This is a genomic window from Verrucosispora sp. SN26_14.1 (assembly GCF_004307965.1).
Lineage (GTDB): Bacteria > Actinomycetota > Actinomycetes > Mycobacteriales > Micromonosporaceae > Micromonospora.
Genome location: NZ_SISL01000012.1, coordinates 1 through 19,862 on the forward strand (window position 1 = coordinate 1; position 19,862 = coordinate 19,862).

The 19,862-nt window shown below is 70.8% G+C and carries 20 protein-coding genes and 1 tRNA gene; 9 read left to right on the forward strand and 12 right to left on the reverse strand.

Annotated elements, in window-relative coordinates; translation table 11 throughout:
* From EYA84_RS02585 to EYA84_RS02595, 3 genes are all read left to right on the forward strand, one after another.
* On the forward strand, positions 1 to 954 hold a 954-nt coding region (locus EYA84_RS02585), incomplete at its 5' end, for a class E sortase (RefSeq protein ID WP_236145566.1).
* A 2-nt stretch (positions 955 to 956) separates the two neighbouring features.
* Entirely contained in the window at positions 957 to 1,256 is a 300-nt protein-coding gene (locus tag EYA84_RS02590) for a hypothetical protein (protein WP_131051373.1), read from the forward strand.
* 5 nt (positions 1,257 to 1,261) lie between these two features.
* Positions 1,262 to 1,912 (forward strand): aminodeoxychorismate/anthranilate synthase component II, encoded by a 651-nt coding sequence (locus EYA84_RS02595; protein ID WP_131051374.1) that lies wholly within the window; start codon positions 1,262 to 1,264, stop codon positions 1,910 to 1,912.
* Positions 1,913 to 2,047: 135 nt separating this feature from the next.
* Here the strand turns inward: EYA84_RS02595 and EYA84_RS02600 are convergent, their stop codons facing one another.
* The 8 genes from EYA84_RS02600 to EYA84_RS02635 are packed head-to-tail and all read right to left on the reverse strand — an operon-like array spanning position 2,048 to position 11,779.
* On the reverse strand, positions 2,048 to 2,740 hold the full coding sequence (locus tag EYA84_RS02600) for a vancomycin high temperature exclusion protein (RefSeq protein ID WP_131051375.1): 693 nt from the start codon (positions 2,738 to 2,740) through the stop codon (positions 2,048 to 2,050).
* Positions 2,737 to 4,593, reverse strand: coding sequence for a Stk1 family PASTA domain-containing Ser/Thr kinase (gene pknB, locus EYA84_RS02605; protein WP_131051376.1), 1,857 nt, complete (start codon positions 4,591 to 4,593; stop codon positions 2,737 to 2,739). The genes EYA84_RS02600 and pknB overlap by 4 nt, the downstream gene beginning before the upstream one ends.
* Positions 4,590 to 6,005, reverse strand: a complete 1,416-nt coding sequence (locus EYA84_RS02610) for a serine/threonine-protein kinase (RefSeq protein WP_131051377.1) — start codon at positions 6,003 to 6,005, stop codon at positions 4,590 to 4,592. The genes pknB and EYA84_RS02610 overlap by 4 nt, the downstream gene beginning before the upstream one ends.
* A 1-nt stretch (position 6,006) precedes the next feature.
* Positions 6,007 to 7,512, reverse strand: a complete 1,506-nt coding sequence (locus tag EYA84_RS02615; protein WP_131051378.1) for a penicillin-binding protein 2 — start codon at positions 7,510 to 7,512, stop codon at positions 6,007 to 6,009.
* A complete protein-coding gene (locus tag EYA84_RS02620; RefSeq protein ID WP_131051379.1) occupies positions 7,509 to 8,999 on the reverse strand; it encodes an FtsW/RodA/SpoVE family cell cycle protein in 1,491 nt (496 codons plus the stop codon). Before EYA84_RS02620 ends, EYA84_RS02615 begins: the two co-directional genes overlap by 4 nt.
* 27 nt (positions 9,000 to 9,026) lie before the next feature.
* Complete coding sequence (locus EYA84_RS02625) at positions 9,027 to 10,493, reverse strand: PP2C family serine/threonine-protein phosphatase (protein ID WP_131051380.1); 1,467 nt, start codon at positions 10,491 to 10,493, stop codon at positions 9,027 to 9,029.
* Positions 10,490 to 10,978, reverse strand: a complete 489-nt coding sequence (locus tag EYA84_RS02630) for an FHA domain-containing protein (RefSeq protein WP_111242783.1) — start codon at positions 10,976 to 10,978, stop codon at positions 10,490 to 10,492. Before EYA84_RS02630 ends, EYA84_RS02625 begins: the two co-directional genes overlap by 4 nt.
* A gap of 6 nt (positions 10,979 to 10,984) precedes the next feature.
* Positions 10,985 to 11,779: a DUF3662 and FHA domain-containing protein gene (locus EYA84_RS02635; RefSeq protein WP_131051381.1), complete on the reverse strand. Its 795-nt coding sequence runs from the start codon at positions 11,777 to 11,779 to the stop codon at positions 10,985 to 10,987.
* Positions 11,780 to 12,006: 227 nt separating this feature from the next.
* On the opposite strand from EYA84_RS02635, the gene EYA84_RS02640 reads away from it, so the two are divergent.
* From EYA84_RS02640 to EYA84_RS02650, 3 genes are all read left to right on the forward strand, one after another.
* A tRNA-Leu gene (locus EYA84_RS02640) sits at positions 12,007 to 12,092 on the forward strand.
* Positions 12,093 to 12,157: 65 nt separating this feature from the next.
* Positions 12,158 to 13,273: an NAD-dependent epimerase/dehydratase family protein gene (locus EYA84_RS02645; protein ID WP_176092219.1), complete on the forward strand. Its 1,116-nt coding sequence runs from the start codon at positions 12,158 to 12,160 to the stop codon at positions 13,271 to 13,273.
* Positions 13,270 to 14,067: a WecB/TagA/CpsF family glycosyltransferase gene (locus EYA84_RS02650; RefSeq protein WP_131051383.1), complete on the forward strand. Its 798-nt coding sequence runs from the start codon at positions 13,270 to 13,272 to the stop codon at positions 14,065 to 14,067. Before EYA84_RS02645 ends, EYA84_RS02650 begins: the two co-directional genes overlap by 4 nt.
* A gap of 64 nt (positions 14,068 to 14,131) precedes the next feature.
* Here the strand turns inward: EYA84_RS02650 and EYA84_RS02655 are convergent, their stop codons facing one another.
* Entirely contained in the window at positions 14,132 to 16,006 is a 1,875-nt protein-coding gene (locus EYA84_RS02655) for a S8 family serine peptidase (RefSeq protein WP_131051384.1), read from the reverse strand.
* Positions 16,007 to 16,226: 220 nt separating this feature from the next.
* Here EYA84_RS02655 and EYA84_RS02660 point away from each other — a divergent pair, with 220 nt between their 5' ends.
* Complete coding sequence (locus tag EYA84_RS02660) at positions 16,227 to 16,829, forward strand: hypothetical protein (RefSeq protein WP_131051385.1); 603 nt, start codon at positions 16,227 to 16,229, stop codon at positions 16,827 to 16,829.
* On the opposite strand, the gene EYA84_RS02665 is transcribed toward EYA84_RS02660, so the two are convergent.
* The 3 genes from EYA84_RS02665 to EYA84_RS02675 all read right to left on the reverse strand — a co-directional run bounded on the left by EYA84_RS02665 (position 16,797) and on the right by EYA84_RS02675 (position 18,459).
* Positions 16,797 to 17,195, reverse strand: a complete 399-nt coding sequence (locus EYA84_RS02665) for a hypothetical protein (protein ID WP_131051386.1) — start codon at positions 17,193 to 17,195, stop codon at positions 16,797 to 16,799. The two genes, EYA84_RS02660 and EYA84_RS02665, sit on opposite strands and share 33 nt — an antisense overlap.
* Before the next feature lie 191 nt (positions 17,196 to 17,386).
* Entirely contained in the window at positions 17,387 to 17,608 is a 222-nt protein-coding gene (locus tag EYA84_RS02670) for a DUF397 domain-containing protein (protein WP_131051387.1), read from the reverse strand.
* A complete protein-coding gene (locus EYA84_RS02675) occupies positions 17,578 to 18,459 on the reverse strand; it encodes a helix-turn-helix transcriptional regulator (RefSeq protein WP_131051388.1) in 882 nt (293 codons plus the stop codon). Before EYA84_RS02675 ends, EYA84_RS02670 begins: the two co-directional genes overlap by 31 nt.
* 566 nt (positions 18,460 to 19,025) lie before the next feature.
* Here EYA84_RS02675 and EYA84_RS02680 point away from each other — a divergent pair.
* Together EYA84_RS02680 and EYA84_RS02685 are read left to right on the forward strand one after the other, a co-directional pair.
* Complete coding sequence (locus EYA84_RS02680; RefSeq protein WP_131051389.1) at positions 19,026 to 19,316, forward strand: hypothetical protein; 291 nt, start codon at positions 19,026 to 19,028, stop codon at positions 19,314 to 19,316.
* 101 nt (positions 19,317 to 19,417) lie between these two features.
* Positions 19,418 to 19,858, forward strand: coding sequence for a hypothetical protein (locus EYA84_RS02685; RefSeq protein WP_131051390.1), 441 nt, complete (start codon positions 19,418 to 19,420; stop codon positions 19,856 to 19,858).
* The last annotated feature ends 4 nt before the right edge of the window (positions 19,859 to 19,862 follow it).

The window sequence follows — 19,862 nt, forward strand, 5'->3', positions numbered from 1 at the left end:
CGCCCGGACGGCGGGCGACCGGCCGACCCGGGCGCCACCGCCCTCATCCCGGCGATCACCGGCACCCGGCCGAGCACCCCGCCCGCGATGGACTCCACCGCCCTGATGGGAGCCGTACCCCGGCCGCCGAAGACCGACGACCCGGCTGACGGTGCCGACAAGGGGGCCGAGGCACCCAAGCCGCGACGCGGCGACCGGGTGGTGCAGCTCCGGCCGCACCAGACCGACGAGGGCTACAAGAGCGTCTACTCCGAGCTGACCCGGCCGTCCGCGTGGTCCCGGGTCCGCACCAGTCTGCGCTTCAGCGGCGAACTGCTGATCACGTTCGGCCTGGTGGTGCTCCTCTTCGCCGGATACGAGATCTGGGGCAAGTCGGCGATCGTCGACGCGCACCAGGGCGAGCTGAGCCAGCAGCTCGCGCAGGCGTGGGGGCCCGAGGGCGACCCGACGGTGGCTCCCTCGGCCAGCGCCTCGGCGTCCGCGTCCCCGAAACCGCCGGTCAACGGCAAGCCGATCGCCGGGCTCTACATTCCGAAGTTCGAGAAGGAGTGGATCGTCGTCGAGGGTGTCCGCCAGGAGGACATCCGGTACGCGCCGGGCCACTACCCGGACAGCGCCCTGCCCGGTCAGGTCGGCAACTTCTCCGTGGCCGGGCACCGCAACCGGGCCACCTTCTGGCGACTGGACGAGCTGCGCGACGGTGACGCCATCGTGGTCGAGGGCCGCGACGACTGGTACGTCTACCAGGTCACCGAGAACCACATCGTGAAGCCGTCCCAGGTGGAGGTGGTCGCGCCCGTGCCGGGGCGGCCGGGGGTCCGGCCGTCCAAACGGATGCTGACGCTGACCACCTGCAACCCCAAGTTCGACAACTACGAGCGGTTGATCGTCCACGCCGAGTTGACCCGTACGCAGCCGAAGGCCGAGGGGCGCCCGGCGGAGCTGGGAGCCTGACCATGTACGCCTGGATCTGGCGCAAGCTGCCCTTCGGGGTGCCCGGCAAACTCGTCGGCAGTCTGCTGCTCGCCACCACCGCGGTGGCGCTGCTCTGGTACGTGGTGTTCCCCTGGGCCGGGCCACACCTCCCGTTCACCGGAGAGGACGTCCAGGTGACCCAGCAGGACGACGGTCCCGGGGTACCCGGCGGTGACGTGGTGCCCGGTGGGGACCCCTCCGACGCCCCGCCGGGCGACGAGCACGACCTGCCGTACGACACCGACCGGAACAACACCCCGCCGCCGGACGAAGACGAGTGAGGCCGATGCGCGTCCTGGTGATCGACAACTACGACTCGTTCGTCTTCAACCTGGTGCAGTATCTCGGCCAGCTCGGCGTCGAGTGCGAGGTACGGCGCAACGACGAGATGGACGTGGCGGAGGTGGGACGGGTCGGTGCCGACGGCATCCTGCTCTCACCGGGACCGGGCAGCCCCGACCGGGCCGGCATCTGCCTCGCCGTGATCCGCCGGTACGCGGGCGAGATTCCGATCTTCGGCGTCTGCCTCGGTCACCAGGCGATCGGCGAGGCGTACGGCGCCACCGTCGCCCGCGCACCCGAACTGCTGCACGGCAAGACCTCGGAGGTACGCCACGACTCGGTCGGCGTACTCGCCGGTCTGCCCGACCCGTTCACGGCGACCCGCTACCACTCGCTCGCCGTCCTGCCCGAGACGCTGCCGGAGGAGCTGGAGGTCACCGGCCGGACGGAGTCCGGCGTGGTGATGGCGATGCGGCACCGGACGCTGCCCGTCGAGGGTGTGCAGTTCCACCCGGAGTCGGTGCTCACCGAGGGCGGCCACCTGATGCTGGCGAACTGGCTGGCCGGCTGCGGCTACCGGGAGGCGCTGGACCGTGCCCCCGCGCTGGCCGCCGAGGTCGACACCCGCCGCCGCGCCGCCTTCGCCACCACCTGACGCCGAGCCGCCGCCTGACGCCGGTCCGTCACCGGTACAGCGAAGCGGTCACCGACCGGCGGCCTCCGCCGTGCCGGGTGGCCCAGCGCCCGGATCGGCCGAAGCGGCCACCCGCCCGTCGGATCACCGGAGCGGTCATCGACGCAGCGCGTCCGTGACGCTCGGGTCGGCGGGCGAGCTGACCGCAGGCGGTCGGTGGCGAACCGCGTCCAGGACCGCCTTGCCGCTGGCCAGGTAGTCACGGGCCGCCTTCTGCGCCAGCAGGCTCGATCCGCAGCCGGTGCAGCGGGCGGTGACCCCGTCGGTGTCGATGCCGAGATGTCGGCAGAGCGTCACGGCCCGGTCCAGGTGGTAGGACTGCGTGACGATCAGGGCCCGCTCGATTCCGTAGACGTCCCGTGCCCGCAGGCAGGTGTCGTACGTGTCCAGGCCGTGCGGATCCGTGACGACGCGCTGCGGGTCGACACCGAGCGGCCCGGTCAGGTGCGCGGCCATCGCCGCCGGCTCGTCCCCGGACGTCCCGCCACCGTCACCCGACACCAGCACCACCCGGGCCCGCCCGCTGTGTACCAGCTCGGCGGCGGTCTCCAGGCGTCCGGCGAGCCGGATGCCGGGTCGCTGCCCGTTCTCGGTCACCGCCGTGCCCAGGACGATCACCACGTCGACGCTCGGCGCGTCGGCCTCGGTGTGGACGTGTCCGCGCGCGGACGCCGTCGTCCAGAACCACGGCACGCTCACCAGCAGCAGCGCGACCGCGAGGAGCACGGCGACCCGGATCACGCGGCGTCGCCACCGCACCGGGACACCGGCCGGGGCCGGGTCGGTCACTCGCCGGGGAACCGGAACGGCGGGAAGCCCGGACTCGGCATGACCTGACCGCCACCACCGCTGCCGCCACCGTTACCGCTGCCGCCACCACCGTCGTCCTCGTCGGGGGGCGGGGTGCTCGGAGACCCGGTCGGCGGCGTCGGCGTCGGCGGGTCCGGGTCCTCCACCTCCTCCTCGACGGAGATCGTGATCGTCACCCTGCTGCCCTTGGTGCGCTGGGTGTTGGCGTTCGGGTTCTGGTCGAGCACCCGTCCGGCCTGGTCCGCAGGCACCTCACGACCGAGCTCGACCCGGACCTCGAAGCCCGCGTCCCGCAGCCTCTTGCGCGCCTCGTCCTCGGTGAGGTTCGCGACGTCCGGCACCCGGACCACGTTGCCCTTGGAGACGGTGAGAGTGACCTTGCTCCCCTCCTCCACCCGCTCGCCCACGCCCGGATCGATCGCCAACACCTGGCCCTCGGGCGCGGCGTTGTTGTCCTCCTTGACGTCCACGTCGAGCTTCAGTTCCTTGAGCTGCTGCTCGGCGAACTCCTGGGTGCCACCGACCACGGCCGGGATGGTCACCACGGGCTTCCCGTCGCAGATCTGCACGGTCACCGTGCTGTTCGGCTGCACTCGCTCGCCGGCGGCCGGGGTCTGGCTGACCACGGCGCCCTTCTTGCAGTCCGAGGAGAGGACGGGGTCGCCGAGCGCCGCGGTGAGGCCGTTCTGCTCGATCTGGGCGAATGCGTCCTGCTGCGTGAGTCCGGTGAGGGTGGGCACCGGAGTGTCCTCGTCATCACGCTGGTTCAGCAGCAGCGCGGCGACCAGCGCGATCACCGCGAGCACGCCGAGCGCGGCGAACATGGCGATCAGCCAGGACGAGGCGCGCCGCTGGCGCGGATCGCCGACCCGGGCGGGGATCTGCCGCGTCTGGGTGGCACCACCTGCCCCACCCGACGAGTAGCCCGAGGACGGGGCCATGGCGACGGTCTCGTCCTCGCGCATCACCGGCGTCGCCATCACGGGACGACCGGCCGCCGCCCGAAGCATGTCGGCACGCATCTCGCCGGCGCTCTGGTAACGGTTGAGCGGGTTCTTGGAGAGCGCCTTGAGCACGATCGCGTCGACCGCCGGGTTGACGTCCGGGTTCAGGTCGCTCGGCGTCGGCGGGGTCTCCCGGACGTGTTGGTACGCGACGCTGACCGGACTGTCGCCGACGAACGGCGGGTGGCCGCAGACCAGCTCGAAGAGGACGCAGCCGGCCGCGTACACGTCGGAGCGGGCGTCCACGGCCTCGCCGCGCGCCTGCTCCGGGGAGAGGTACTGCGCGGTGCCGATGACCGCGCTGGTCTGCGTCATCGTGGTGGCACCGCTGGCCAGAGCCCGGGCGATGCCGAAGTCCATCACCTTGACCTGGCCGGTCTGGGTGAGCATCACGTTGCCGGGCTTGATGTCGCGGTGGATGATGCCGTGCCGGTGGCTGAAGTCCAGCGCCGCACAGATGTCGGCGGAGATCTCCAGCGCCCGCCGGGGCTGTAGCCGGCCCTCGGCGCCGAGCACCTCCTTGAGGGTGCGCCCGTTGACGAACTCCATCACGATGAACGGAAGGGTCTCGCCGGTCGGCGCCTGTTCCTCACCCGTGTCGTAGACCGCGACGATGGCCGGGTGGTTGAGCGAGGCGGCGTTCTGCGCCTCCCGACGGAACCGCATCTGGAAGGTGGCGTCCCGGGCCAGGTCGGTCCGGAGCATCTTGATCGCCACGTCCCGGCCGAGCCTCAGGTCGCGACCACGATGCACCTCGGCCATGCCGCCATAACCGAGCAGCTCGCCGACCTGGTACCTGCCACCGAGCAGGCGGGCCTGCGCTGTCATCGCGTCCGTCGTCCTTCGCTCGTCGTCGTCTCGTGGCTGCCTCCACGGGGCTGATCCAGTCGACGGTACGCCGTACCGGCCGGATCGTCTCGCCCGTCGAACCCACGCACGACGGACGACACCGTTTGCACAGAGACCCCGACCGGCAGGTCGGCGCTGTTCTTCAGTCGCACCTTGTAGGAAATCACGCCGGAACAGAGCAGGACCAGCACGCCCAGCATCACCGCCAGGAACAGCACTCCGGAACGCGACCGTCCGGGCGCCTGCTGTGGTGGAGCGGGTCGGAGCTGGTAGCCGGGCGGCGGGGTGGCGGCGGCACGCTGATAGTTGTTGGGTGGTGGCATCGGTCGGCCAGCCGGCATCGCCGGGACGGCCGGAGCGACGGTCGTGGGACGGAGCGGTTGCGCCGCCGGGGGACGGGCCGCCATCGGCGGCCGGTGGTTCACAGCCGGTGGGCGGCCGGGAGGTGTCGAGTGCGGTGCCGCCGGAGGACGCGGCGGCTGCGGCGTCGGCACCTGGGCGCGCCCCGGAGCCGGTGAGGCGGGAGCGGCCGAGATCGGGTTTGCCTTCTGCCCACCCGCCCGCGCCTGCTGGGACAGTGCCGTCTTGAGCTGCCGGGCCACCCCGGCCAGCGCGGCGGCGCTCTGCCAGCGGTCCTTCGGGTCCTTCGCCATGGCCCGCTCCACCAGGGCGCAGACCTGCGGCGGGATGTCGGACGGCAACTGTCGCGGGGTCTCCCGCACGTGTCGCATGGCGATGTCGAGCGGGTTGTCGCCCTCGAAGGGACGGCGTCCGGCGAGACACTGGTAGGCGACGACGCCGAGGGCGTACACGTCCGAGGCGGGGGTGGCGACCTGACCGGTGGCCTGCTCGGGCGAGATGTACGAGGCGGTGCCGAGCACCGAACCGGCGGCGGTGAGCTGGCCGACGAGTTCCGAGCGGGCGATGCCGAAGTCGGTCAGCACCAGCGTGCCGTTCGGCCGGACCAGCAGGTTGCCGGGCTTCACGTCCCGGTGCACGATCCCCTTGAGGTGGGCCGCGTGCAGCGCGTCGGCGGCCTGCGCCACCAACGCCATCGTCCGGGCCGGGGTGAGTCGACCGACCCGGCTCAGCGTGGCGGAGAGCGGGTCGCCCTCCACGTACTCCATGACCAGGAAGGCGATCTGCTGGTCGTTGCCGAAGTCGTAGACGTCGACCACACCCGGATGGTTGATCGTCGCCATGGTGCGAGCCTCGCCACGGAACCGCTCGGCGAAACCGGGCTCGTCCATCAACGCCGGGAGCAGGCTCTTCACTGCGACCGTACGGCCGAGCACCTGGTCCAGGCCGCGCCAGACGTCGCCCATGCCGCCGCTGGCGATGCGCTCGTCGAGACGGTAACGGTTACCGAGCTGAACTCCCGGACTGAGCATGTCAACGCCCCCCACGGTCGGCGATGACGGCGCGCATGATCTGCCCGGAGATCCGGGCCGCCTCTGCGCTGCCGCCGCTGCCGGCCTCTTCGAGCAGCACGCAGACCGCCGAGACCGGTTCCCCGTTGGAGTCGATGGCGAAACCGATGAACCAGCCGTGGTCGGGCCGGTCCGGCGCCGACTGGGCGGTGCCCGTCTTGCCGCCCACGGTGTAGCCGTTGATCTGTGCCGAGCGGGCGGTGCCGTTCTCGACCACGCTGACCATCATGTCCCGCAGGTCGGCGGCGACCTCACGGCTGACCGGCCGGCGCAGTTCACGCGGCTGGGCGGGGTCGTAGACGGTGGTGCGGTCCGGCCCGAGGAGCTGGCGTACCAGGTAGGGCCGCATCTGGCTGCCCTGGTTGGCGACCGCCGCGGCGATCAACGCCCCCTCCAGGGGGCTCATCCGCACGTCGCGCTGCCCGATGGAGGACTGGGCCAGCGCCGCCGGGTCGGCCCCGCCGTCGGGGTTCAGCATGTCGCCGGTACGGCTGGCCGCCACCGACTGGCCGCCCTCGCCGAGCCGGCCGACGGTCAGGTCCTCCTGCTCGAAGCCGAACTGCCGGGCCTTCTCCTTGATCACGTCCGGGCCGAGCTGCACACCGAGCTTGGCGAAGCCGGTGTTGCAGGAGTCGGTGACCGCCTTCATCAGCGTGACCTGCGACTGCGGGCAGATCGACGGCACCGCGTTGGTGATCGCCTCGCCGGAGGTGGGCGGGGTGTAGCTGGGGCCGGCCGGGATGTTCGTGTCCTTGCCGATCCCGTTCTCCAGCGCGGCGGCGGCCACCACCATCTTGAACGTGGAGCCCGGCGGCAGCACCTCGGCCAGCGCGCGGTTGCGCAGCGGACGCTGCGGGTCCTGCTCCAGCTCGTTGTACGCCTTGGTCGCCTCGCTGGTGTTGTGGCTGGCCAGCGGGTTCGGGTCGAAGCTGGGCATGGAGACCAGTGCCTGCACCGCCCCGGTCTTCGGGTCGATGGCGATCGCCGCGCCCTTCTTCACCCCCCGGTTGTTGTTGCGCAACTGGTCGTACGCGACGTCCTGGGCCCCCTTGGAGAGGGTGAGCAGCACGTTTCCGCCGGCGGTGCGGTCGCCGGTGAACATGTCCTTGATCCGGTTGGCAATGAGCTGGTCGCTGGTGCCGGCGAGGAAGTCGTTCTCGGAGCGCTCGATCCCGGTGTCGCCGAGGTTGACCGGCTTGTAGCCGAGCACGTGGGCGTACTTCGCCCCGCCCGGATAGGTCCGCAGGAACCTCAGCTCGCCCTCGGTCTCCTTGCTGACCGCCAGTGCGGTGCCGCCCGCCTCGATGTTGCCGCGACGGCGCTCGTACTCGGCGACCTGGACCCGGCCGTTGTAGTCGCTGGTGCGGTACTCGTCGGCCTTGTACGCCTGGATCCAGTTCAGGTTCGCGAAGAGCAGGGCGAACAGGACGATGACGACGACGCCGACCCGGCGCAGGGGTGCGTTCACGGCTTGATCACCTCCGTGGGGGCACCGTGCAGTTGCTCGGGCGGCCCGCCGGACGGACGGTTCACCTTGCCACCGACCCCGGTCACCGGGCGCCGCCCGGCGTCGGAGACCCGCAGCAGCACCGCGACGAGCAGCCAGTTCGCCATCAGCGAGGAGCCACCGGCGGAGAGGAAGGGAGTGGTCTGACCGGTGAGCGGGATCAGCCCGCTGATACCGCCGACGATCACGAAGACCTGGAGCGCGAGGGTGAAGGCCAGGCCACCGGCGAGCAGCTTGCCGAAGGAGTCACGGACCGCGATGGCGGCCCGCAGGCCGCGCTCCACGATCAGCAGATAGATCACCAGCAGCGCGGAGAGACCGAACAGGCCGATCTCCTCGCCGAGGCCGGCGAAGATGAAGTCGTTCTGCACCTCCGGCAGCAGCAGCGGCTGGCCGCCGCCCGGTCCGGCGCCGAACATCCCGCCGGTGCCGAGCGCGAGCAGCCCCTGCACCAACTGGTAGCCGGAGTCGTACGGCTCGGCGAACGGGTCGAGCCAGATCTCGGCCCGGACGTAGAAGTTCGCGAACGGTCCACCGACCAGTTCCCCGAGCACGTACGCGAGGTAGGCGCCGCCGAAGAAGAGGACCAGACCGATGAGCAGCCAACTGACCCGTTCGGTGGCGATGTACACCGTCGCCACGAACATGCCGAAGTAGAGCAGCGAGGTGCCCAGATCCTTCTCGAAGATCAGGACGAGCAGGCTGATCACCCAGACCACGAGCACCGGGCCGAGGTCACGGCCGCGCGGGAAGTCGATGCCGAGGAACCGGTGGCTGGCCAGCGAGAGCACCTCGCGCTTGCGGACCAGGTAGTAGGCGAAGAAGACCAGCAGGGCGAGCTTCGCGAACTCGCCGGGCTGGATGGAGAAGCTGCCGACGCGTACCCAGAGCTTGGCACCGTTGATCTCGGAGATGCTGGCCGGCAGCACGGCCGGCAGCATGACCAGCACGATGCCGGCCAGGCCCAGCGTGTACGCGTACCGGGAGATCGAACGGTGGTCGCGCATCAGGGCCAGCAGCCCGGCGGCGAGGATCACCGAGACCAGCGTCCAGGCCAACTGCCGCCCGCCGGTGCCGGCGAAGGTGGCCATGTCGACCCGGTCCTCGGGAGCCGACCGGGCCAGGTCCAGCCGGTGCAGGAAGCCGACCCCGAGCCCGTTGAGCAGGGCCACCGCCGGCAGCAGGGCCGGGTCGGCGAAGGGCGCCAGGAACCGGATCACCAGGTGCAGGCCGAGGAACACCGCCGTGAGCGCGGCGGCCGGCACCCAGAAGGTCGGGGTGACCGTGTCGAGCACGTTCGCCTCGACCATCGCCCCGTACGCCGCGACCAGGGCCATCGCCAGCAACAGCAGCGACAGCTCGGCGTTGCGTCGGGACCGGGCCTGGCGTACGCCGGAACGCTCGCCCGCGTTGGCGGGCGAGGTTGCCGGAGTGGCCGCTGCGGTCACGATCGTCCTCGGTTCGGGTGCCGGTGCCTACTCGGGCGACCGGCAGGCCGCCGGGTCGACGGTGGGCGAGAAGGTGTCGGGCGTGGCGTCGGGCGTACCGGTGGGCAGGGCCGCCGCCCCGTTGTCGGACGGCCGCACCGGTGGGGTCGCGGAGCCGCCCGTGGCGGAGACCGACGCGCTGCGGACCGGGCTCGGTGAGCCGCTCGGCGCATCCGGTGCCGTCGAGGGTTCGCCCGCGTCGGGGGTCGGGGGCGGGGGCGTCGCGGGCGGGCAGATCGGCTTGAGGTTGACGTTGGTGGGGCTGTCCACCGTCAACTCGGCCAGTCGGCGTTCCGCGTCCGGCTCGCTCTTGGCCGGGATGCCCTGCTTGACCTGCTCCTGTGCCGCGAGGGTGAGATCGTCGAGCTGGGCGCTGCTCTCGGAGTGGACCGTGGAGAGGTCCATCCCGGCGATCTGGCCCTGGATGCCACGGAACACGGCCACCTGACCGTCCTGCGTGGCGCCGACGTAGTACTGCCGCTGGGTGTAGGTGTACCCGCCGTAGAGACTGCCGGCGAGGATCACCGCCAGGGCGGTCGTCATCGCCAGCGCGCGCAGCGGTCGCCGACGGGGCTCCGGCTCGTCGTCGCCGTTGCCGGCGGGCTCCTCCGGCACGGGCGGGCGGGGGGCGGAGAGCGCCGAGGCCCGGGCGGCCGGGGTGGAGACGTCGGCCGAGGTAGCCATGCCACGGTCGCGGGCGGCAGCGCCGCCGACGATCGGTGCCGCCTCGACGATGTCCCGGTCGGTGGCGTCCGCGATGATCACGGTGATGTTGTCCGGACCGCCGCCGCGCAGGGCGAGCTGAACGAGTCGCTCGACACACTGCTGCGGGTCGGTGTACTCGCGCATGGTCTCGCCGATGGTCTCCGCACTGACCACGCCGGAGAGTCCGTCGGAGCAGATCAGGTAGCGGTCACCGGTGAGCACCTGGCGCACGGAGTACTCGGGGTCGATGTCCCGGCCGTCCAGGGCCCGGGTGAGCAGCGAGCGCTGGGGGTGGCTGCTCGCCTCCTCCGGGCTGATCCGGCCTTCGTCGACGAGCATCTGGACGTAGGTGTCGTCCTTGGTGATCTGCGCGAACTCGCCGTCACGAAGGAGATAGGCCCGCGAGTCACCGATGTGGACCATGCCCAGCTTGCTGCCGGAGAAGAGGGTCGCGGTGAGCGTGGTGCCCATCCCCTCCAGCTGTGGGTTGGCTTCCACGGTGTCGCGGAGCTGCTGGTTGGCGGTGCCCACGGCGGAACGCAACGCGTCGACCAGGGCGTCACCGGGGACGTCCTCGTCGAGCGGCGCCATGGCACCGATGACGATGTTGCTGGCGACGTCACCGGCGGCCATGCCGCCCATGCCGTCGGCGACGGCGAGTAGCCGCGGTCCGGCGTAGACGGAATCCTGGTTACCGTCACGGATCAGACCGCGGTCGCTGTGGGCCGCATAGCGCAGGGTCAGAGTCATGGCCGTAATTCGAGAGAGGTGCGGCCGATCCGGATCGGCACGCCGAGGGGGACGGGGGTCGGTCCGGTGACCTTAGCGCGATCGAGGTACGTCCCGTTAGTCGAGCCGAGATCCTCGACGAACCACTGCCCGTCACGCGGTACGAGCCGGGCGTGTCGCGCGGAGGCGTAGTCGTCGGTGATGACGAGGGTGGAGTCCTCGGCCCGACCGATGGTTATCTGTGCCTCGCCCAACGTGATCCGGGTGCCGGCCAGTTGCCCCGCGGTCACCACCAGTTGGTGTGCCGCCCGTCCCCGCTTGACCTTCGCCGGCTTCGCCGTCGCCTGACCGGTCGACGCGCCGACCGCTCGGGGTGCGGCCACGAGCCGACCTGAGCGGGCCCCCGCGAACAGGTCCCGACGGATGACGCCGACCACCGTGAACACGAAGATCCACAGCAGGACGAGGAATCCGAACCGGGCGACGGTGATGACGAGTTCCGGCAAGGCGGGTCAGCCGTCCACGCGGAAGGTCAGGGTGGTCGTACCGAGCTGGATCATGTCGCCGGGGTTCAGCGCCACGGCGGAGACCCGCTGGCCGTTGACCATCGTGCCGTTGGTCGAGCCGAGATCGGTCAGCACGACCTGGCCGCCGTCGAAGTCCAGCCGGGCGTGTCGCCGGGAGATGCCGACGTCGGGCAGACGCAGGTTGGCCTGGTCGCCCCGACCGATCACGGTCGAGCCCATCTGGAGCGGGTAGGTGCGGCCGTCACCGGAGACCAGCCGGACGTTGCGGCCACCACCGTGCCCCTGCGGGGGTCCGTAGCCGCCACCCTGGTCGTACGAGGGGTAGCCGGGCGGACCGGCGTCGTACCCGCCGCCGGGCGCCGAGACCGGGGCGACCTCGCCACCGGTGTAGACCTCGGCGGTGACCCGGAACATGCCGGTGTCCAGCCCTTCACCGCGCTCGATCTCGACGATCACGTCGCCGTAGACCGTCCAGGCCTGCTCGCCGATGAACTCCGCCTGCGACTGGGCCAACTCCTGGGCCAGCGCGGCGGCGTACGGCGCCAGCCGACTGTGGTCGTACGGCGAGAGATCGATCACGTAGCGGTTCGGCACCAAGGTGCGCCCACCGGCCAGGATGGCCTTGTGCGCCTCGGCCTCCCGCTGCATGGCGTTGAGGATCTCCACGGGGTGCACGACCCCCTTGAAGACCTTGGCGAAGGCCCCCTCTACCAGGCCTTCCAGACGCTTCTCGAAGCGTTGCAGCACGCTCACCGGCTCCTCCTCGGGTCCCGAGGACATGATGGTATCCGTCCAGAGCGCACGCAGCTCACACGCCGCTCGGCCAGCAGGCCACGGCCCGTTCGGACGGCCTCGAATCGTCGTGCTACTCTTTCGTCCGCCACGAACGGTAACCGCTGGAAGCAGCGAATGCCATTCGCGGTCACGACCGAGGGTCACGTAGCATTGCCGAGGTCCGCCGGAGACGGTGGAGCTGGCACGGGCTACGCTGCCCGAAGTCATGCCACGGGGAAGTGGCGGAATGGCAGACGCGCACGGTTCAGGTCCGTGTGCCCGAAAGGGCGTGGGGGTTCAACTCCCCCCTTCCCCACCACAGACGAGGGCTCCGCGGCGACGCGGGGCCCTCGCTCCGTATCGAGGCGTACGAAACGTCACGCTATGCTCCGATGGTTTCTGCCTCCGACGCACCAGGAGTGGCATGTGAGTGTCGCATTCGTGACCGGTTCGGGCGGGCTGATCGGCTCCGAGGCGGTCCGGCACTTCGCCGGCCTCGGTCTCGACGTCGTCGGCATCGACAACGACATGCGGCAGGAGTTCTTCGGCGAGGAGGCGTCCACCGCCTGGAACGTCCGCCGGCTGACCGACGAGCTGGGTGAGCGGTATTCGCACCACAGCATCGACATCCGCGACCGCAGCGCGCTCGGCGCGCTGTTCAAGCGGTACGGCCGGGACGTCGCCGTGGTGATCCACACGGCCGCGCAGCCCTCGCACGACTGGGCCGTGCGCGACCCGTTCACCGACTTCGACGTGAACGCCGCCGGCACCCTGAACGTCCTGCAGAGCGTCCGCGAGCACTGCGTGGAGGCACCGGTCATCCACTGCTCCACGAACAAGGTCTACGGCGACCGGCCGAACAGCCTGCCGCTGGTCGAGCAGGAGACCCGCTGGGAGATCGAGCCGGGCCACCCGTACGAGCAGGGCATCCGCGAGGACATGTCGATCGACGCCTGCCTGCACTCCATCTTCGGCGCCTCCAAGGTCGCCGCGGACGTGATGGTGCAGGAGTACGGCCGCTACTTCGACATGCGGACCGCCTGCTTCCGGGGCGGGACGCTGACCGGCCCGGCCCACTCGGCGACCGAGCTGCACGGCTTCCTGGCGTACGTGATGCGCTGCAACCTGGAGCGCCGGACGTACAAGATCTACGGCTACCAGGGCAAGCAGGTGCGGGACGCGATCCACAGCTCGGACGTGGTCTCCGCGTTCGAGGCGTTCTTCCGCGACCCGCGCTCGGCGGCGGTGTACAACCTCGGCGGCGGCCGGCACTCGAACACCTCCATGCGGGAGGCGTTCACCGAGGCCGAGCGGATCACCGGGCAAGAGATGATCTCGGAGTACGTCGAGGCCAACCGGGTCGGCGACCACAAGTGGTGGATCGGCTCCAACGAGGCGTTCCAGGCCGACTACCCGGACTGGAAGCAGGTCTACGACGTACCCATGATCATGCGTGAGATCTACGAGGCCAACGTGGACAAGTGGGTGCCCGGAGCATGACCAAGAAGAACGTCCTCGGCGTCCTCGTCGACGCCACGACCTACGCCGAGGCGACCGAGCGGGTGGTGGCCGCCGCGCAGGAACGCCGCCCGATGGCGTTGACCGCGCTGGCCGTGCACGGCGTGATGACCGGCGTACTGGACCCGCCGCACAACGCGCGACTCAACTCGTTCGACGTGGTGACCCCGGACGGCCAGCCGGTGCGCTGGGCGCTCAACCTGCTGCACGGCGCCGGCCTCACCGACCGGGTGTACGGGCCACTGCTGACCCTGCACGTGCTCTCCCGCTTCGCCGACGAGGGCCTGCCGGTCTACCTGTACGGCTCGACCGACGAGACGCTGGCCCGGCTGATCCCGGAGCTGGAGCGGATGTTCCCGGCGTTGAAGATCGCCGGGGTGGAGGCGTCGAAGTTCCGCCCCGTGCAGCCGGGCGAGGACGTCGAGATCGCCGACCGGATCCGGGCCAGCGGCGCCCGGCTCGTCCTGGTCGGCCTCGGCTGCCCCCGCCAGGAGGTCTTCACGTACGCGATGCGTCCGCTGCTGGACATGCCGATGATGGCGGTCGGCGCGGCCTTCGACTATCACGCCGGGCTGCTGCGTCAGCCGCCGCCGTGGATGCAGCGGGCCGGGCTGGAGTGGTTCTGGCGGCTCTGGCTGGAGCCGAAGCGGCTCTGGCGTCGCTACGTGATACTCAACCCGGCCTACCTCGGCCGGCTGTTCGCGCAGAAGACCGGGTTGTGGAAGGCCCGGCCGCCGGCTCCGGCCACCGAGCGTCCGCGCACGTTCGCGGTCTGACCACGGCGTCGAACGACCACCGGGCCCCTGGCCTGATGCCGGGGGCCCGATGCCGTCGCGGACGTCAGAGGGTCAGCGTCCAGGTGTTCACGTAGCCGGTGTCTCCGCTGTAGACGTCCCGCACCTGGAGTCGCCAGGTGCCGTTCGCCGCCTCGCTGGAGAGGTTCACCGTGTAGGTGGCGATCACGTTGTCCGCGCCGTCGAGGATGCTGCTGTTCTTCAGGCGGTAGGACGAGCCGTCCGGGGCGAGCAGGTCGACGACCAGGTCACCACGGTAGGTGTGCACGATGTTCACCGCGACGGTCGAGTTCGACGCGGCGTTCCGGTTGCAGCCCGCGATCGTGATCGAGCTGGTCACCGCCGATCCGGCGTCCGGGATCGCCACGTCGGTCCCGTTGCTGCCCGTGCAGCCGCCGCTGCCGCTGCCGGTCACCGTCAGCGAGAACGTCGCGGTCCTGCTGCCGGAGGCGGCGCTGCCGGTCACCGTCACCGGGTACGTGCCGGCGGGAGTACCGGCCGAGGTGGTGACGGTCAGCGTCGACGACCCGCCGGAGGTGACGGTGGCCGGGCTGAACGAGGCGGTCGCCCCGGACGGCAGACCGCTCGCCGAGAGGCTGACCGACTGCGCGGACCCGTTGGTGGTGGCGGTGGACACACTCGTGGTCACCGAGCCACCGGGCGCGGTGGAGCCGGCGGTCGGCGACACCGAGACCGAGAAGTCGTTGGTCGGCGGCGGGGTGCCGCCGTTGACCACGTAGAGCAGCTGGTTCGGGGTGCCGGTGCCCACGTTCGTGATCACGTTCGGGGTGGAGTTGGCCACCAGGTAGTCCCGGACCTGTTGCGGGGTCCACGACGGGTTGGCCGACAGCACGAGCGCGGCGACGCCGGCCACGTGCGGGGACGCCATCGACGTACCGCTGATCGAGTTGGTCGCGGTGTCGCCGGTGTGCCAGGCCGACGTGATGCTCACGCCCGGCGCGAGGATGTCCACGCAGGTGCCGAAGTTGGAGAAGCTCGCGGCGGCGTCGTTGTTCTGGGTGGCGCCGACGGTGATCGCCGGAGCGGCCCGGGCCGGCGAGTAGTTGCAGGCGTTCTGCCGCTGGCCGAGCGCGTTGCCGTTACCGGCGGCCACCGCGTAGGTGATGCCGGCGTTGATCGAGTTGATCACCGCGTTGTCGACCGAGGTGTTCGCCCCGCCGCCCAGGCTCATGTTGGCGACGGCCGGCTTGACCGCGTTCGCGGTGACCCAGTCGATGCCGGCGATGACTCCGGCGTTGGTGCCGCTGCCCTGGCAGTTCAGCACCTTGACGGCCACCAGTCGGGTGGCCTTGGCGACGCCGTACGCGGTGCCGCCGACCGTACCGGCGACGTGGGTGCCGTGGCCGTTGCAGTCGGTGTTGTTGGTGTCGACGGTGTTCGTGCCCCAGGTCGCCCGGCCGCCGAAGTCGGAGTGGGTCGTCCGGATGCCGGTGTCGATGACGTACGAGGTGACGTTCGAGGCGGTGTTCGGGTAGGTGTAGGAGCTGTTCAGCGGCAGGTTCCGCTGGTCGATCCGGTCCAGGCCCCAGGACGGGGGGTTCGTCTGGGTGCCGCTGATCGTGACGGTGTGGTTCTGCTCGACGTACGCCACCGCCGGGTCGGCGGCGATCCGCGCCGCAGCCTTGGCGCTGACCCGGAGTTCCGCGCCGCGTACCGCTGCGGTCCAGGTGCGGGCCGTGCTGCCGCCGTGGCGGCGCACCAGCCGGTCCACCGACGAACCGACGGCGTTGCGGCCCACCTCGGCGTCCTTGAACACGACGATGTAGCTGCCCTCGACGGCGGTGGCACCGCCGGCACTCCTGATCGTGCCGACCGGCTCGGCCGCCATGGCCGGCGTGGCAGTGGCGACCATGGCCAGCGCGGCCAGGCCGACGAGTACGGACCTGTGTGGAAGAGCCATCTTCCTACCTCCCTCCGACCGGCCCTGATCGTCTACCCGCTCGTGGCAGGTTGATCGATGAATGCCGATCGAGGTGAGAGTAGTGGTGTGCCCGGAGGCAGATAAACATGCCGGATCTCCCATCACGTCGGTGCGATGGCCCCCTACGGGGACCAGGTACGGGACGAACGGGGGGCGGGCCCGGATTCGCGAGAGCGGAAATCGGGCAAGTCTGATGGGCATGCAGAGCCATCTCGCCCTCCTGCTCCCGGTCGCCACCGTCTGGTGGGTCGCCGGATACCTCGCGGACGGGCTGCCCCGGATGACCCACGCCCGCGGCCTGCGCCGACACACCGGCTGGCTGCTCGGCCTGACCGGGGTCGGACTCGCCCTGACGGTGGCGCTGCCGATCGCCGGGCTGAGCACTCCCGGGGCCACCCTGGCCGATCGGGCCGCGAGCGGACTCACGCTGGCCGCCGTACCCGCCGCCGTGGTGGCGATCTGCACGGTCCGCCGGGTCCGCCGCCTGTTGGCCGGAGCCAGCACGCTCGCCACCGCCCCCCGGACCCCGGCCCCGCACGGGTTGCGGGCCGCCGCCGCCCATCCGCTGATCGGCCTGCCGTTGCAGGTGACCGGGCTGGCTCTGCTGCCGGCTCTGATCGCGGCCAGCGGCGCCGGTCAGCTCTTCGGGCCCGGTGCGGCCGGACCGGCGGTCACCGTGGGCGCGCTGGGCGTGGCGGCCATCGGCGTACGCCATGCGCTGCGGCACAACCGGCTCGCCGAGTTGGCCATGCCGGAGCGGGCGGCGACCTCAGCGCAGCCGGCCCGAGCCCTGCACGTATAGCAGTTCCAGGATCGCCCGGGTCGCCTCGAACCAGCGGTCCAGCCAGCCGGGCGGCGGGACGCTGCCGCGCGGCGGCAGCTCCATCATCAGCCCGTGCATCAGTGGGTGGTCCACCAGGGAGGGATTCTCCGCCATCGGCCATCCCGGCGGCGGGAACGATGCCTCGGTGAGCGGGTTCGGATCCAGTGACGGCGCGTGCTGCGACTGTACCGACTCGGCCACGCCTCTGACGTCCCGCCCGCCGCGATCACCGTCGGGCGGCACCTCGGTCAGCATGCTGTCCCTGCGGGCGCCGCGGTACTGCCCGCCGAAGCGCTCCGCCTTGGCCGGGCCGTTGCTGATGTTCTCTGATCCGATGTTCGTCATTCCGTCTCGCCTGCCTCGCTCGGTTACCCGCCCTGCCGGGGGGATGTCGACCAGCGCGTACCGAGTAGTACAACGAGACACGGTCGATGTGGCGACGGCAGCCGTCCCGGCCGACCGGCGGGCCCGTGCCGCAACGCACGGTCCCCGTCCGGCCAGGCCGGACGGGGACCGTCTACACCGCTTACCGCCAGTCAGCTACGGCCGAACGCGCCGTCCCTGGTGCCAGCGACGAAGGCGTGCCAGTGTCCCGGTGCGAAGACGAGGGCCGGACCGGCCTTGTCCTTCGAATCCCGGACGCCGACCGCCCCGGTCACGTACGCCACCTCCACGCAGTTGTCACAGTTCGGGCCGCTCTTCGAGCTCTTGAACCATGTCGCCTGCGTCAGGTCCACGGAGAATCCTTGCGTCGCCACTTCCACAACGGCTCCTCTGCCAGTCTCGCGATGTACTCGACGGACTCCTCCGGACGTCGGGCCGCTGCTCGAATGTGATCGAAGATGAAGCTGTACTTCTGTAGCTCGTCGCTCTTCTCCAGGAAAAGCCCACCCGTGGCGTTCTCCGCGTACACGACATCCGGATCACCGGGTTCGGGGAAGCTGAGGATCGTGAAGGTGCCGTCCATGCCGGCGTGCGCCCCTACCTCGAACGGCAGGACCTGGAGCGTCACGTTCGGCAGTTGGGCCACCTCCGCCAATCGTTTGAGCTGGCCACGCATGACCGTGTCCCCGCCAACCGGACGGCTCAGCACCGCCTCATCGAGCACCACCCACAGATCGACCGGATCATCCTGGGTCAACAACGACTGACGGCCGAGTCGGACACGCACTCTTTGTTGCACCTGTTCGGGGGTGAAGTCCGGACGGGCGGCCTTGATCATCGCGCTGGCGTACTCCTCGGTCTCCAACAGTCCGGGAATCACCTGCTGCTCGTACGCACGGATCGAGCTGGCCGCCGCCTCCAGGCCGACGAACGCACCGACCAACACCGTGCTGTACGGGTGCCACCAGCCCTTCTGTCGCGCCTCGCGGGCGATCTGGACCAGCTCGTCACTCTCGGCGCCGACCACACCGTAGATCCGGAGCATGTCCCGCACGTCGCGGGGCGTGGCGGAGGTGTGGCCGGTCTCGATGCGGGAGATCTTCGACGCCGAGCACTCCAACTGCTCGGCGACGGCTTCTATGGTGATGCCGGCGGCCTCGCGTTGGCGGCGCAACTCCGCGCCGAGCCGGCGCCGCCGGATGGTCGGACTGCGGCGCTCGCTCACCCGTTGTCACCTCTCGCCTCGACGCGCCGCTGGTTCGACACCCGCCTCGGGCGCGACCGTCGGGGCTGGCGAGCGTACGCGGCATTGGGGTGGTGCCGGTCGTCGGCCGGCCGCGGCGGCGAAACCGTTCCTCAGTGTGCCGCTCGGGTGGTGGCGCGTTCAAGCGCCGTTTCGTGCGAGCCGCTCACTTATCGGCAAAAGTCTACGTGCAACTTGCATGCAGCACGCCTCTGATGCACTCTGTCCGTATGACCTGGGTTACGCACCGTCTCCGCGCCGTCTCCCCCCGTGATCTCCACGGCGGAGCCGCGGACGGGGCGTACACCCGACCGTCGGTCACGGGCCCGGATCTCCCGCAGGGGAACCCGCCGCCCACCCCCGACGGCGGCTCCGGCGACACCACCTGAGCCCGCACCGGTCGAGCGGCGCGCCACCAGCGTTCCCGGCACCGACCAACGCCCGCGCCACGAACCGGCGCACGAGACACGACCTCGTCGCCGGAGCCGCATCTCCCCCCGATCGCCCCCGCCGGCCTTCCCCGCCGGCCAACCCTCTCAGGAGCCCATGTGCATCCCCGCTCCGGTGACGTACTGCACGTGACTCGCGCGGCGAGTGTCCAGTTCCGCAGCAAGCCCATCCAGTTCCGGGTGATCCGGGTACTCGACCGACCCACCTACGACGGTTGGCTCTGGCTCGAAGGCTACGAGTTGAACGCGGCGGGGGACGCGGTCAACCGGCGTTCGATCTTCGTCCAGCGAGCGGGTCTGGAGCAGATCCAGGCCGCTCCGCAGCCTCGTCCGCACACCGTCCGCTCGGCCCGTCGGCCGGTCACCCGAACACCGGTCCGGGTGGGCTGAGCATCACGAACAGCCGCCGTGGGGGCATGCCGACGCCATAGAATCGGTATGCCCACCCCGGCAAAGTCTCCATCCCGCGCGTCCCGGGCCCTGAACCTGGGATGGCCATGGTCAATCTGCCCACGCGACAGCCCCGACGATCCCGCATCACCTACGCCTTCGGAGTCCTGGCGCTGCTCGGCGCCGCCACCACCATGCTGGTGCTGGTCCGGGACCCCGCCCTCTCGTCCACCCGGCTGGCCGAGCCGGTGCCGGCACCAGAGATCACCGTGGTGCAGACCGAACCGACCGGCCCGTACGGCGTGACCGGCGGCTGGGACCGGTTCGGCACGAGCGACCAGCCGGGCGTCGACCCGGCCACCGCGTACGGCGGTGCCGTGTCGGTGGACGACCAGGACCGGGAGACGGCCCCGACGGCCCATGCCACCCGTGCGGATCCTCGCCAGGATCTCAGCCGCTCGCTCTTCTGGTCCGGCGTGTTCGGGTTGGCCATCTCACTGGCCGGGTTGGGCCTGGTCGGCACCAGACGCCGGATGTGGTGACCGG